The following is a 14,568-nucleotide window of genomic DNA, read 5'->3' as shown; positions in this document are numbered from 1 at the left end:
CTGCCCGTATCTCAATCCCGGGCTGTACGTGTCCGGGCGGCCGCTGGTGCAGGGCATCCGCGAGGCCAGCACCTTCAACGGGCGCAGCTCGTCGTGGGTGACGCGGCCGTTGGGCCACCGTCGCCGGGTCACCGGATGCACCGGCAGCCAGATGTCGCGCTCGCGCGCCCGTCGCAGCGCCGACGCCAGCACACCGGTCAGGACCAGCGCGTCGTCGAAGGCGTCGTGCGGCCGTTCCTGGGTGACGCCCCAGTGCGCCGCGAGGGTCTCCAAGCGCAGGTTGTCGATGCCGAGGTCCAACCGCCGGGCCAGCTCGACGGTGCACATGACGGAGTCGATGGGCAGTTCGGCCTCGGCGAGCTCGGCTTCCGCGGCCAGGAACGCGTAGTCGAACGCGACGTTGTGGGCCACCAGCGTGCGACCGTCCAGCACCTTGACCACGTCGTCGACGACGTCGGCGAACTGCGGCTGGTCTTCCAGCATGGCCGCCGTCAGGCCGTGCACGTGGGTTGGCCCGGGGTCCACGCCAGGGTTGAGCAGGCTGACGACGGATTGCTCCACGCGACCGTCGGCGTCGAGGCCCAGCACCGCCAGGCTGATGACCCTCGCCTGACCGGGCCGAAAACCCGACGTCTCGACGTCGATGACGGCCCAACCCCCGTCCGGCTCGCCGGCCGGCCGCCCCCAGGACACCCGGTTCATGTCGACAGGATGGCACGTCGGACCGACATCACCGGGTCGCTTCGCTGCCGTGTCGGTCGCTGAATTCGATGAGGGCGACCCGCAGCACCCGGCGCTCTGCACCGCGCTTGCGATCGCCCTTATTGGATGAGGGCGACCCGCAGCACCCGGCGCTCTGCACCGCGCTTGCGATCGCCCTTAAACTGCCCGGGTGGTTACCACCCGTGCACGCCTGGCCCTCGCCGCTGGAGCGAGCGCGCGCTGGGCCTCGCGGGTGACCGGACGCGGCGCGGGCGCGATGATCGGTGGCCTGATCGCGATGTCCCTGGACCGCTCGGTCCTGCGTCAGCTGGCGGCCGGGCGACGTACTGTCGTCGTCACCGGCACCAACGGCAAGTCGACCACCACCCGGATGACCGCCGCCGCGCTGGGCACGCTGGGTTCGGTGGCCACCAACGCCGAAGGCGCCAACATGGACGCCGGGCTGGTGGCCGCACTGGCGGCGAACCGCGAGGCGCCGCTGGCGGCCCTGGAAGTCGACGAGATGCACGTGCCGCACGTCTCCGATGCCGTCGAGCCCGCCGTAGTCGTGCTGCTCAACCTGTCGCGCGACCAGCTGGACCGGGTCGGCGAGATCAACGTCATCGAACGCACCCTGCGGGCCGGGTTGGCCCGGCATCCCAACGCGGTCGTCGTCGCCAACTGTGACGACGTGCTCATGACGTCGGCGGCCTACGACAGCCCGAACGTGGTGTGGGTGGCCGCGGGCGGCTCGTGGGCCAACGACTCGGTCAGCTGCCCGCGCAGCGGCGAGGTGATCGTCCGCGACAAGGGGCATTGGTATTCCACCGGCGTCGACTTCAAGCGGCCCAGCCCGCAGTGGTGGTTCGACGACCACACCCTCTACGGGCCCGACGGGCTGGCCCTGCCGATGCGGTTGGCGCTGCCGGGCGCGGTGAATCGCGGAAACGCCGCCCAGGCCGTCGCCGCCGCCGTCGCGCTGGGCGCGGACCCCGCGAAGGCGGTGGCGGCCGTGTCGGGCGTCGACGAGGTCGCCGGGCGCTACCGGACCGTCCGCGTCGGCGACCACGAGGCGCGGATCCTGCTGGCCAAGAACCCGGCCGGCTGGCAGGAGGCGCTGTCGATGGTGGACAAGCAGGCGGCCGGGGTCGTCATCTCGGTCAACGGGCAGGTGCCCGATGGCGAAGACCTGTCCTGGCTGTGGGACGTCCGCTTCGAGCACTTCGAGCACACCGCCGTCGTGGCCGCCGGGGAGCGGGGCACCGACCTCGCGGTGCGCCTCGGCTACGCGGGCGTCGACCACACCCTGGTGCACGACACCGTGGCGGCCATCGCGTCCTGCCCGCCGGGGCGGGTCGAGGTCGTCGCGAACTACACCGCCTTCCTCCAGCTGCAACGTGCGTTGGCGCGCCATGGCTGATTCGACGGTGCGGATCGGGCTGGTGCTGCCCGACGTGATGGGCACCTACGGCGACGGCGGCAACGCGCTGGTGCTGCGCCAGCGCCTGCGGTTGCGGGGCCTCGCCGCGGAGATCGTCGAGATCACGCTGGCCGACCCGGTGCCGGACTCACTGGACCTCTACACGCTGGGCGGGGCGGAGGACTACGCGCAGCGGTTGGCCACCAAGCACCTGATCAAGCATCCCGGGTTGCAGCGCGCCGCGGAGCGCGGCGCGCCCGTGCTGGCGATCTGCGCCGCCGTGCAGGTGCTCGGCCAGTGGTACGAGACGTCGGCGGGGGAACGGGTCGACGGCGTGGGGATGCTCGACGCGACCACCTCGCCGCAGCAGGCCCGCACCATCGGCGAATTGATCACCAAGCCGCTGTTGCCCGGGCTGACCCAGCGGCTCACCGGTTTCGAGAACCACCGGGGCGGCACCGTTCTGGGCCCCGCCGCATCGCCGCTGGGCGCGGTGGCCAAGGGCGCGGGCAACCGGGCGGGCGACGGCTTCGACGGAGCGGTGCAGGGCAGCGTCGTGGCAACCTACATGCACGGCCCGTGCCTGGCCCGCAACCCCGAGCTGGCGGACCTGCTGTTGGGCAAGGTGGTGGGCGAGCTGGCGCCGCTGGAGCTGCCCGAGGTGGAGTTGTTGCGCCGGGAGCGGTTGGCGGTGCGCTGACATGCGGAATGACATCGCGAGAAGCGGGCGGCGGGGTTTGGCGAGCGGCAGTGCCCTGCTAGTCGCGGCCGCATTGATCACACCGGTGCCGGCGCACGCGACGCCCGAGGTGCCGAGCGGTCGATACACGGTGCTCTATACCGACAGTGACAAGACGACCACATGGCTTTTCGCCCCCTGCGGATCGGACTGCACGCTGGCGACCTCGCAGGACGGCGGGACGTTCGTCATCAGCTGGGAGTTCGACCTCGCGAACGGACGCTGGACCCACAGCGGCGCGACGCAGGCACCGTGCGCGAATGGAACAACGGTTCCGGCAACCGTCGACTACAGCTTCGACGCCGTGTCGCTTGCCGGTGAGGGCCGGACGACCACGTCAGACGGGTGTGGCGGTCCAGGCTCGACGGTCACCCGGCCGTTCCGATTGACCAAGACCTGAGCCGTCTCAGACCATCGCCCGGCGGCCGGCGAGCGCCCGGCCCAGCGTCAGTTCGTCGGCGAACTCCAGGTCCCCGCCCATCGGCAGCCCGGACGCGATCCGCGTCACGGTCAGCCCCGGGATGTCGCGCAGCATCCGGACCAGGTAAGTGGCGGTGGCCTCGCCCTCGGTGTTCGGGTCGGTGGCGATGATCACCTCGCTGATGTCGACGTCGTCGACCCGCTCCCCGATCCGGCTCAGCAGTTCGCGGATCCGCAACTGCTCGGGCCCCACCCCGGACAACGGATCCAGCGCGCCGCCCAGCACGTGGTAGCGGCCGCGGAATTCGCGGGTGCGCTCGACGGCCTGCACATCCTTGGGTTCCTCGACGACGCACACCAGCGAGCCGTCCCGACGAGGGTCCGAACAGATTCGGCACCGCTCGTTGTCGGAGACGTTGCCGCACACCGCACAGAACCGCACGCCGTCGCGCACCTTGCCCAGCGCCGCGGTCAGCCGGTCGATGTCCGGCGGTTCGACCGACAGCAGGTGGAAGGCGATGCGCTGGGCGCTCTTGGGCCCGATGCCCGGCAGCTTGCCGAGCTCGTCGATCAAATCCTGGACCGGTCCTTCAAACATGTTCGACGATCTACAGCTCCGGCGCCTGCGCCGGCGGCTGTCCCGGCGGCGGCCCGCCGAAACCGCCGGCCAGCGCCCCCAGCCGCTCCTGCGCCATCCGGGTGACCTGCGTGGAGGCGTCGGCCATGGCGCCGACGATCAAGTCCTGCAGCGTCTCGACGTCGCCGGGGTCGACCACCTTGGGATCGATCTGCACCGCGACCACCTCGCCGCTGCCCTTCACCGTCACCCTGACCAAGCCACCGCCGGCCTGCCCGTGTATCTCGGCGTTGGCGAGCTGTTGCTGGGCCTCCATCAACTTCTGCTGCATCTGCTGCGCCTGGGCCAGCAGCGCCGACATGTCGCCTCCGGGTTGCATGACAATCCCCTCGCATCTTGGTCTCGAGTTGGTTTCGCCTGCGTGTGTCCGGCGATTCGAAACACCCAGCGTAGACCGCGCGAAGCTACCTTTGCGCCGTGGACCTACGAGTGAGCAGGCGTGTCGGCATCAGGATGGTCATCGGTGCGCTGGTTGCCGCTTCGGCGGCGATCACCCCGACCGCGACCCCGGCCGCATGGGCGGTCCCGTCCAACATCGCCGGCATGGTTGTCTTCATCGACCCCGGCCACAACGGCTCCAACGACGCGTCCATCAGCCGTCAGGTGCCCACCGGTCGCGGCGGTACCAAGGACTGCCAGGCGAGCGGAACGTCGACCAACAGCGGTTATCAGGAGCACACCTTCACCTGGGACACGGCGCTGCGGGTTCGTGCGGAGTTGAACGCCCTGGGCGTGCGGACCGCGATGGCCCGCGGCAACGACACCGGGCTGGGACCCTGCGTCGACGAGCGCGCCAACATGGCCAACGCGTTGCATCCCAACGCGGTCCTGAGCATCCACGCCGACGGCGGCCCCGCATCGGGCCGCGGATTCCACGTCAACTACTCGGCCCCGCCGCTGAACCAGGTGCAGGCCGGGCCGTCGGTGCAGTACGCCAGGATCATGCGCGACCAGATGCAGGCCTCCGGCATCCCGCCCGCCAACTACATCGGCCAGAGCGGGTTGTACGGGCGCTCGGATTTGGCCGGGCTGAACCTGGCGCAGTACCCGTCGATCCTGGTCGAGTGCGGCAACATGAAGAACCCCGCGGACTCGGCGCTGATGGAGTCGGCCGAGGGCAGGCAGAAATACGCCGACGCGATGGTCCGCGGCGTCGCGGGTTTCCTGGCCTCTCAGGGCCAGGCGCGCTAGGCCCGCAAGCCGGCCCTTCCCCGACGGCGACGCTTCGAACCCGGGCCGCCTGACCAATCGCGGCTTAACTCCGGGCTAACTCACTCGTCACCCAGAAGAATTTGCCTCAACGCGGCGCGCGCGGAGGTGACCTTCTGTAGGGTCTGTTTTACGCATGTCGACTTGCGGTGTGGGAGAACCGATGATCAATCCGTCGACAACGACAACGACAACTTGTTTGTCGCGGCCGACGACCGGCGCGCGACGGCTTCTGACCGGCGTTCGCCGAGATTTCAGCCAACTGTCGACCGGCAGGAAGCGCGGCCATCCGCGCTGCACGTCTCCACCCATCGCGACTCCGGGGCGTTCCCGCACGGATGTGGGGTGCGGACTCGGGGTCACCGCGGGCTCCACAGCCGGCCCTCATTTGCTTGGGCGTCAATTCAGCAAAGCACCGCAGCCGATGGTCGAGGCCGCCGAACGATCAGGATTCGTACGCACTCACCGCCCCGTCGGATAAGAAGAGGGTGGACGGCCGTGGAGACATCGGGTTTCACTTCCACTGCTGTTATCGGCATGGCCTGCCGCCTGCCGGGGGGCATCGACTCTCCCGAACGGTTGTGGGAGGCGCTGCTGCGCGGGGATGACCTGGTCACCGAGGTGCCCCCGGACCGGTGGGACGCCGACGAATATTACGACCCCCAGCCGGGAGTGCCGGGCCGCTCGGTGACGAAGTGGGGCGGATTCCTCGACGACGTCGCCGGTTTCGATTGCGAGTTCTTCGGGATCAACGAGCGCGAAGCCACCGCGATCGACCCCCAGCACCGGCTGCTGCTGGAAACCTCATGGGAGGCCATGGAACACGCCGGCCTCACCCCAGAGACCATGGCCGAGTCGCGCACGGGCGTGTTCGTGGGTCTGACCCACGGCGACTACCAACTGCTGGCCGCCGACGCGCACGCCGTGGAGGGGCCGTACGGATTCTCCGGCAGCAGCTTCAGTTTGGCGTCCGGCCGCATCGCGTACGCGTTGGGCGTGCACGGCCCGGCGGTCACGGTGGACACCGCTTGTTCGTCCGGTCTGACCGCGGTGCACCTGGCCTGTCGCAGCCTCGGTGACGGTGAAAGCGACCTCGCCCTGGCGGGCGGCGCAACCGTGATCCTCGATCCGCGCAAGTTCGTCGCGGGCTCCGCGGAAGGCATGCTGTCTCCCACCGGGAGATGTCATGCGTTCGACGTCGAGGCGGACGGATTCGCGTCCTCCGAAGGCTGTGTCGTGTTGCTACTCAAGCGATTAGGCGACGCGCTGCGCGACGGCGACCGAATTCTGGCGGTCATCCGCGGCACCGCGGCCAACCAAGACGGCCACACCGTCAACATCGCCACCCCGTCGGCCGCGGCGCAGACCGCGGTGTATCGGGCGGCGTTGGCCGCCGCCGGCGTCGACGCCGCCAGCATCGGCATGGTGGAGGCTCACGGAACCGGCACGCCGATCGGCGACCCGATCGAATACGCCGGCCTGACCGAGGTCTATGGCATCGAGGGTCCCTGCGCGCTGGGCGCGGTGAAAACCAATCTCGGGCATGCCCAGGCGGCCGCCGGTGCGCTGGGCCTGATGAAAACCATCCTTGCCCTGCAACACGGCATGGTGCCCCGGAATCTGCATTTCACCAAGCTGCCCGATCCGCTGGCCGCCATCAAGACCCAACTCTTTGTGCCACAGACGGTTTCGCCGTGGCCCCGCGACGGCGGTCAGCCCCGGCGGGCGGCGGTGTCGTCGTACGGGCTATCCGGCACCAACGCTCACGCGATCGTCGAGCAGGCACCTGAACCCGCTGCAGTGCAAGCTGTTTCGGTGGATTCGGCGCCGGCCGATTCTCTGATGTTCCCGCTGTCATCCAGCTCCGCCGACGAGCTGCGCCGCACCGCGGGCAGGCTGGCCGACTGGGTGGCGGCACACGAGGATGTGCAATTACCGGATCTGGCGTACACCCTGGCGCGCCGGCGCGCGCACCGCCCGGTACGTAGCGCCGTCATTGCGGGCAACCGTCCGGAACTGATTGCGGCCCTGCGAGATGTGGCCGCCGGCGACGGTCCGTGCCCGGCCGCGATCGGGCACGACGACAGGGGGCCGGTGTGGGTGTTCTCCGGCCAGGGATCGCAGTGGGCCCAGATGGGCGCCGAATTGCTGGCCACCGAACCGGTTTTCGCCGCAACCGTCGCCGAGGCCGAGCCGTTGATCGCGCACGAGGCCGGGTTTTCGGTGACCGAGGCGATGACCGCGGCGCAGACCGTGACCGGTATCGACCGGATACAACCGACCCTGTTCACCATGCAGGTCGCGCTCGCCGCCACCTTGCGCTCGTACGGGGCGCGCCCGGGCGCGGTGATCGGACATTCCCTCGGTGAGGTCGCCGCGGCCGTCGTCGCCGGAGCCCTATCGCTGGACGACGGGGTGCGCGTCATTTGCCGGCGCTCGCGGCTGATGTCCGGCATCGCCGGATCCGGCGCGATGGCGTCGGTGGAACTGCCTGCACAGCAGGTGCTTTCGGAGTTCATCACCCGCGGCGTCGACGACGCGGTGGTGGCGGTGGTCGCCTCGCCGCAGTCCACGGTGATCGGCGGCGCCACCCAAACCGTTCGCGATCTGGTCGCGGCCTGGGAGCTGCAAGATGTGCTGGCCCGCGAGATCGCCGTCGACGTTGCGTCACACTCCCCGCAGGTCGATCCGATCCTCGACGACCTGGCGGACGCACTCACCGACCTCCGTCCGATGCCGCCGGATATCCCCTTCTACTCGGCCACCCTGTACGACGCGCGTGAGCGGCCGGTGTGCGATGCCGACTACTGGGTGCAAAACCTCCGCCAGATGGTGCGGTTTGCACCGGCGGTACGGGCCGCCCTGGAAGAGGGTTACCGGGTCTTCGCGGAACTGGCGCCGCACCCGCTGCTCACCCATGCGATCGAGCAGACCGCCCGCAGTCTCGACATGCCGCTGGCCGCCCTGGCCGTCATGCGCCGCGGCCAAGCGCTGCCATCCGGGCTGGACAGTTTCGTAGCCGACCTGCACAGCGCGGGTGCCGCGGTGGACTTCTCGTTGCTCTACCCCGATGGCCGGCTGGTGGACGCGCCGCTGCCGACCTGGGCCCACCGGCCCCTGTTGTTGCGCCGCGGTGATCACGGATCGCCGACGCACGGTCGCAGCATTTCGGTCCATCCACTGTTGGGTGCCCACGTGCGTTTGTTGGAAGAACCGGAACGCCACGTCTGGCAGGCCGAGGCGGGAACCTCCACCCAGCCCTGGCTGGGTGATCACCGAATCCGGAATGTTCCGGTCCTGCCGGCGGCGGCGTACTGCGAGATGGCGCTGAGCGCCGCGCGCGTCATGCTCGGCGACGGCGCCGAGGTCCATGATCTGCGCTTCGACCGGGCACTGCTGCTGGATCAGCAGACCACGGTCAGTACCTGGGCGGCGGCGTCGTCACCGAATGCCGCTGAGTTCGTGGTGGAGACCGAGGAACAGGGGAGGCACGCGACGGCGGTCCTTCGCGCCGCGACGGGGCAGCAGGCGCCCGCGCGGAACACGTCCGCGCTGCTGGCCGCCCACCCGCACCGCGAGGACGGCGCCGAGGTGCGCCGCCGCCTGGACCGGCGAGGTGTTCAGTATGGCCGGGCGTTCAGCGGGCTGGTCGCCTTGCGTACCGGCGACGAGTCTCCCGATACGGTCCTCGCCGAGGTCGCACTGCCCGGTGAAATCCGTTCGCAGCAAGATGCTTACGGGTTCCACCCGGCGCTACTGGATGCGTGCTTCCAGTCCATCGCCGCTCACCCGCTGGTGCGTGACCTCGACGACGATGCGCTGGCGTTGCCGTTGGGGATCCGAGCACTCCGCCTCGACGGCGCCGCGCGCGGCGCCCGCTACTGCTACACCCGGGTGACCAAGGCGGATACGGCTGGCGTCGAGGCCGATCTCGACATCCTCGATGAGCATGGAACGACCCTTCTCTCGGTGCGGGGGCTGCGGCTGGGCACCGAGGCAACCGACAACGGCCACGCCGACCGGCTGCTGGCCCAACGGCTGCTGACGATCGACTGGCGGCACCGGGAGCTACCTGACGCCCAGTATGCCGCCGCCGGAACGTGGCTGCTGATCACCACCGCCGGTGACTTGGGCGCCGCGTTGACCGACGCGCTGAAAGCATCTGGTGCGCAGTGCATCACGATGTGCTGGCCACCGCACGCCGACCACGACGCGACGGCGCAACAGCTTCGAGACCATCTGCGTGCGGGCGGATTCAGCGGAATGGTGGTCCTGACGGGATCCGGAAACGGCGGCGCCGCGGACCAATCCCCCCGCCTGGGTTGTGAGTCCGTGCAACATCTGATTCGCGTCACCCGCGATCTGCCGGACTTCCCGGGCGAACTTCCGCGGCTCTATGTCGTTACCCGCAGCGCCCAGGCCGTGGTCGCCGGCGACGTGCCGGACCTGGAGCAGGCTGGGCTGCGGGGTTTGGTGCGGGTGATCGGCACCGAGAATCCGCACCTGCGGGTCACCCAGATCGATATGGACCAAAGCACCGACCCCGAGCAGCTGGCCCGGCAACTGCTCGGCGGCTCCGAGGAGGACGAGACCGCGTGGCGCCAGGACACCTGGTATGTCGCGCGGTTGTCCCCCACTCCGCTGTGCCCAGAAGAGCGACGAACCACCATCGCCGACCCGGGGCGTGACGGGATTCGCCTGCAGGTCCGTATACCCGGTGACCTTGAGTCGATGGAACTCGTTCTCCACGAACGGCGTTCACCGGGACCCGGGGAAATCGAGATCGCGGTCAGCGCCGCCGGCCTCACCGACCCCGACGTGCTGGCCGCGCTGGGCCAGGACACGCTCCGGGGCCTGGGCACCGATTTCGCCGGGACGGTGACGGCGGTCGGAGCAGGCGTCGCGGACCATACGGTCGGCGATCGAGTCGGAGGGTTGTGCGGCGGCGGCTCTTGGGGTTCCTTCGTCACGTGCGATGCGCGGCTGGCGGTCGCCCTGCCGGCGGGGCTTTCCGACGGCCAGGCCGCCGCGGTGTCCACCACGCACACCACCGCGTATCACGCCTTGCATGAGCTGGCCCACGTCAAGGCCGGTGATCGCGTCTTGATCCACTCCGCGGCCGGAGGGGTAGGGCAAGCGGCGATTGAGATGGCTCGCGCGGCGGGTGCCGACATATTCGCCACCGCCGACAACGAGACGCACCGACAACTTCTGCGGGACAGCGGGATCGGATACGTCTACGACTCGCACAGCACGGACTTCGCCGACCTGATCCGTCGCGACACCGGCGGCCACGTCTTGGACATCGTGGTCAACTCGGGCTCCGGCGTCACCCAACGGTCCGGGCTCGAATTGCTGGCGCCGGGTGGCCGATTCATCGACATCAGCCATCGGGAAGCCCGGCTGGGACCAATCCCCGCAAACAATATCGCATTCCACACCGTGGACATGGCGCTGCTGTCGGCGAGCGAACCGGATCGCGTGCGCACCCTGCTGAGCACTGTGTACCGGTTGATCGCCGACGGCGCCCTACCGATGCCCGACACCACGCACTACTCGCTTGCGAACGCGGACACAGCGATTCGTCTCATGGCGGGCGGCGGACAGACCGGCAACGTCGTGTTCGACATACCGAGAAGCGGTGTCCGACGTGTGCCGGTGCCGCCGGCGCAGGCCCGGGTCTTCCGCCGCGACGGCGCCTACCTCATCACTGGGGGCCTCGGGGGCCTTGGTCTGTTCTTGGCGGAGAAGATGGCGGCGGCGGGCTGCGGGCGCATCGTGCTGTGTTCACGTTCGCAGCCGACGCCCGATGCGATCGAAACGGTCGAGCGCATCAGGGCAAGCGGCGCCGACGTCACGGTGGAGTGCGGTGACATCGCGGAACCCGGCACCGCGCGCCGATTGGTTGCCACCGCGACCGCCACCGGCCTCCCGGTGCGGGGCGTGCTGCACGCGGCCGCGGTGGTAGACGACGCCACCCTGGTCAACATCACCGCAGAACTCGTCGAGCGGGATTGGAGCCCAAAGGTTCACGGCGCGTGGCACCTCCACACCGCCACGCTCGACCAGCCGTTGGACTGGTATTGCTCGTTTTCGTCGGCCGCCGCCCTGGTGGGCTCTCCCGGCCAGGGCGCCTATGCCGCGGCCAACAGCTGGCTGGACGCCTTCACCCACTGGATGCGGGCTCAGGGCCTGCCGGCTATCACCATCGGCTGGGGTCCCTGGGCCCGGATCGGGCGCGCCACCGCCCTGGCGGACAGCTCGGGCATGGCGATCGGGCCCGAGGAGGGCGCGTACGCGTTCGATGCGCTGCTGCGTCACGACCGCGCCTACACCGGCTACGCGCCGATCACGGGCGCACCGTGGTTGAAGCTGTTGACCGAGCGCAGCCCGTTCACCGAGGCGTTTCGCCCCGTCGGCGACGCAACGGGCACAAGCAAACTCCGCGCCGAGCTCAACGAGCTGCCCATGGACGAGTGGCCGGCCTCGCTGCGGCGACTGATCTCCGATCAAGTCAGCTTGATTCTGCGTCGCAGCGTGGATCCGGATCGGCCGCTGTCCGGATACGGCCTCGACTCACTCGGTGCGCTCGAACTACGTACTCGCATCGAAACCGAAACGGGGGTTCGCATCCCGTCCGCCGACATCTCGACCATCACGATCCGTGGTCTGGCGGGGCTGTTGTGCGAAAAACTGGCACCCGCGGAAGTCGCCTGATTCCGGGGGGTGATGGATGCAATTTGACGAGCGCGCGCTCCCCTTGACACGGGGACAGCTCGACATCTGGCTAGCACAGGAAACGGGCCGGTCCCGCACCGATTGGCAACTTGGCCTCTTCGTCAAAATCGAAGGACGCGTGGAGCGCAAGCCCCTCGAGTGGGCGATCCGCCGGGCGCTTCGGGAGGCCGAACCCGTTCGGACGTCATTCTTTTCGGATGACGGCCAGGTCCTGCAGCAGTCGATTGACGACCCGGAGGTTGACCTCGCCTTCCACGACCTGCGCGGCTCGGATCATCCCGTGCGGAAGGCCCAGGAGATCGCGGCGTCGATTCAGCGCACGCCCATGCCCTTCACCGGACCGCTGTTCAGGTTCGCGCTCTTCCAGACGGGCGTCAACGAATTCTATTGGTTCACTTGCTGTCACCACATCGTCGCCGACGCGTCGGGCATTGCCCTCGTCGGCCATCGGATCGCGACCATCTACTCCGCAGTCATCGCGGGCGCGCCCATGCCGTCCCCATTCTTCGGCTCGCTGGCGGACCTGGTCGCATGCGAATCGGAGTACGAAGCGTCGGCAGACTACCTCGAGGATCAGGCGTACTGGTCGAAGAATCTGCCATCCGGCGACGGACCGGATCGGTGGTTGCGGCGGGGTGCCGGTGAGCGCGGTCCATATCGTTCCTCGGCGCCGGTCCAGCTGGATCCCGCGGTCATTCGCCGAGTCGAAGAGTTGTCCCACGCCTGGGAAATGCCGCGGTCATCGGTCATCACCGCCGCGTGCGCCCTGTTGGTGCGAGCCTGGAGTCACAACGGTTCGGAGGTGGTGCTCGACTTCCCGGTGAGCAGGCGGGTCACCCCGGAATCGAAGACGCTTCCCGGCATGGTCTCCGGCGTCGTTCCGCTGGTTTTGAAACTCTCGCCGGATGCCACGGTGGGTGACTTCTGCCGCCACGTCGATGCGCGAATACGTGAAGCGTTGCAACATCAGCGCTTTCCCGTGCGGGCACTGGAACGCAAGGCACGCTCCGGCGACCCCCGGCAGTTCGCCCAGCGGGTGAGCGTCAACTTCCTTCCCGCTGTGCTCGCCTTGGACTTCGGCGGCGTGGCGGCCTCGGCGTCATACACCAATTCCGGTCTCGCCGATGGCTTCGGGTTGTTCTTCTCCGCAGCCGGTGACCAACTGCTGTTCGGCACCGAGGGTGCCGGGGAGCTGTTTGCGGGCTTCGCCGTCGCAGACCTGGCCGAACGGTTGCTGCGGGTGCTGGCCGCGATGGCCGGCGACCCCGAACGTCGGCTGCTGTCGATCGACCCATGGGGCGCCGACGAGCACGCGCGGCTTGATGGGTGGGGCAACCGGGCGGTGCTGACCCAGCGGGCACCCGAGCCCGCGTCGATTCCGGAGCTGTTCGTCGATCAGGTTTCGCGAGCGCCGGCGGCGGTGGCGTTGACCTTCGAAGGCCGTTCGATGACCTACCGGGAACTCGACGAGGCCGCTAATCGACTGGCCCGTTTCCTGATCGGTCGGGGCGCGGGCCGCGGGCAACGTGTGGCTCTGCTGCTCGCCCGTTCGCCCGACGCCGTCATCGCGATGCTCGCGGTGCTCAAGACCGGGGCGGCGTATCTGCCGATCGATCCGGGTCTGCCTGATGCGCGGATCGAGTTCATGCTCACCGACGCCACCCCGATCGCCGTCGTGACGACTGCGGAACTGCGGCCGCGGCTCGACGGATGCGAGCCGACCGTCGTCGACATCGCGCACCCCGACGTAGCCACTCAACCCGGTGCCGCATTGCCTCCGCCCGCACCCGACGACATTGCCTACCTCATCTACACCTCCGGGACCACCGGTGTTCCGAAGGGCGTCGCCGTCACCCACCACAACGTGACTCAGCTCCTGCGATCGCTCAACCCTTCCGGACTGGTTTGGGCGCAGTGGCATTCGTTGGCCTTCGACGCCTCTGTCGAAGAGATCTGGAGTGCGTTGCTGTTCGGGGGCCGGCTGGTGGTGGTGCCCGAAGGGGTGGCCGGCTCGCCCGACGACTTCCGCGCGTTGCTCATCGACGAGCGGGTAGAGATGCTGAGCCAAACCCCCTCGGCCCTGGCAGCGCTACCCGCCGAAAACTTGGGAGCGACAACGCTACTGGTGGCCGGCGAAGCGTGTCCGGCCGAGGTCGTGGATCGATGGGCACCGGGACGGCTTATGGTCAACGGCTACGGCCCGACCGAGACCACCGTGTGCGCGACCAGAAGTGCGCCGTTGACGCCGGACTCGGGCGTGCCGCCGATCGGCGCGCCGGTGTCCGGGGCGGCGGCGTTCGTCCTCGACGAATGGTTACGTCCGGTTCCCGCCGATGTCGTTGGCGAGCTGTATATCGCGGGCCGCGGCGTGGCCGTCGGGTATTGGCGGCGGGCCGGCCTATCCGCGTCGCGGTTTGTCGCCTGCCCGTTCGGGTCGCCCGGAGGGCGCATGTACCGCACCGGGGATCTGGTGCGCTGGGACACGAGCGGGCAACTGCACTATGTGGGCCGCGCCGACGAGCAGGTCAAAATTCGTGGATACCGCATAGAACTCGGCGAAGTCCGCGCCGCATTGGCCGCGCTGGACGGTGTGGATCAGGCCGCGGTGATCACCCGCGAAGACCAACCCGGCGCCCCGCGCCTGGTCGGCTACGTCACCGGCACGATCGACGCGGCCGACGCGCGCGCCGCGCTGGCCGGTCG

9 protein-coding genes are annotated in these 14,568 nt (G+C 69.2%); 6 read left to right on the top strand and 3 right to left on the bottom strand.

The genetic code is table 11. The annotated features are described in order from the left end of the window. Nucleotides 1-702, bottom strand: a 702-nt coding sequence (locus A9X03_RS15915) for a DEDDh family exonuclease (RefSeq protein WP_068261820.1), incomplete at its 3' end; no start/stop codon positions are given. 190 nt (nucleotides 703-892) lie between these two features. On the opposite strand from A9X03_RS15915, the gene A9X03_RS15910 reads away from it, so the two are divergent. Genes A9X03_RS15910 through A9X03_RS15900 form a run of 3 tightly spaced genes read left to right on the top strand, consistent with a single transcriptional unit; the run spans nucleotide 893 to nucleotide 3,261 of the window. Further along, on the top strand, nucleotides 893-2,122 hold the full coding sequence (locus tag A9X03_RS15910; RefSeq protein ID WP_068261817.1) for a Mur ligase family protein: 1,230 nt from the start codon (nucleotides 893-895) through the stop codon (nucleotides 2,120-2,122). Then, entirely contained in the window at nucleotides 2,115-2,822 is a 708-nt protein-coding gene (locus tag A9X03_RS15905; RefSeq protein ID WP_068261826.1) for a type 1 glutamine amidotransferase, read from the top strand. The genes A9X03_RS15910 and A9X03_RS15905 overlap by 8 nt, the downstream gene beginning before the upstream one ends. Nucleotide 2,823: 1 nt before the next feature. Beyond that, a complete protein-coding gene (locus tag A9X03_RS15900; RefSeq protein ID WP_067756709.1) occupies nucleotides 2,824-3,261 on the top strand; it encodes a hypothetical protein in 438 nt (145 codons plus the stop codon). 6 nt (nucleotides 3,262-3,267) lie between these two features. Here A9X03_RS15900 and recR read toward each other — a convergent pair whose 3' ends face one another. Further along, nucleotides 3,268-3,879 carry a recombination mediator RecR gene (recR, locus tag A9X03_RS15895; RefSeq protein WP_067270973.1) on the bottom strand — a complete coding sequence of 204 codons (612 nt, stop codon included), beginning with the start codon at nucleotides 3,877-3,879 and terminating at the stop codon, nucleotides 3,268-3,270. Between the two features lie 10 nt (nucleotides 3,880-3,889). After that, nucleotides 3,890-4,237: a YbaB/EbfC family nucleoid-associated protein gene (locus tag A9X03_RS15890; protein WP_067784391.1), complete on the bottom strand. Its 348-nt coding sequence runs from the start codon at nucleotides 4,235-4,237 to the stop codon at nucleotides 3,890-3,892. A gap of 98 nt (nucleotides 4,238-4,335) precedes the next feature. On the opposite strand from A9X03_RS15890, the gene A9X03_RS15885 reads away from it, so the two are divergent. From A9X03_RS15885 to A9X03_RS15875, 3 genes are all read left to right on the top strand, one after another. Beyond that, nucleotides 4,336-5,109, top strand: a complete 774-nt coding sequence (locus A9X03_RS15885) for an Rv3717 family N-acetylmuramoyl-L-alanine amidase (protein WP_156670150.1) — start codon at nucleotides 4,336-4,338, stop codon at nucleotides 5,107-5,109. Between the two features lie 516 nt (nucleotides 5,110-5,625). Continuing rightward, entirely contained in the window at nucleotides 5,626-11,844 is a 6,219-nt protein-coding gene (gene pks2, locus A9X03_RS15880) for a sulfolipid-1 biosynthesis phthioceranic/hydroxyphthioceranic acid synthase (RefSeq protein WP_304528479.1), read from the top strand. Nucleotides 11,845-11,860: 16 nt separating this feature from the next. Then, the coding region (locus A9X03_RS15875) for an amino acid adenylation domain-containing protein (RefSeq protein WP_156746569.1) at nucleotides 11,861-14,568 on the top strand (2,708 nt) is incomplete at its 3' end.

It is taken from the genome of Mycobacterium sp. E1715, from assembly GCF_001667625.1.
GTDB lineage: Bacteria > Actinomycetota > Actinomycetes > Mycobacteriales > Mycobacteriaceae > Mycobacterium.
The sequence above is the reverse complement of the archived record's forward strand: the minus strand, read 5'-3'. Positions and strand labels throughout refer to the sequence as shown.

Excerpts from the sequence above, each read along its gene's own strand:
- A9X03_RS15905 (WP_068261826.1), top strand. The coding sequence starts at position 2,115 with ATGGCTGATTCGACGGTGCGGATCGGGCTGGTGCTGCCCGACGTGATG.
- A9X03_RS15900 (WP_067756709.1), top strand. The coding sequence starts at position 2,824 with ATGCGGAATGACATCGCGAGAAGCGGGCGGCGGGGTTTGGCGAGCGGC.
- recR (WP_067270973.1), bottom strand. The coding sequence starts at position 3,879 with ATGTTTGAAGGACCGGTCCAGGATTTGATCGACGAGCTCGGCAAGCTG.
- A9X03_RS15890 (WP_067784391.1), bottom strand. The coding sequence starts at position 4,237 with ATGCAACCCGGAGGCGACATGTCGGCGCTGCTGGCCCAGGCGCAGCAG.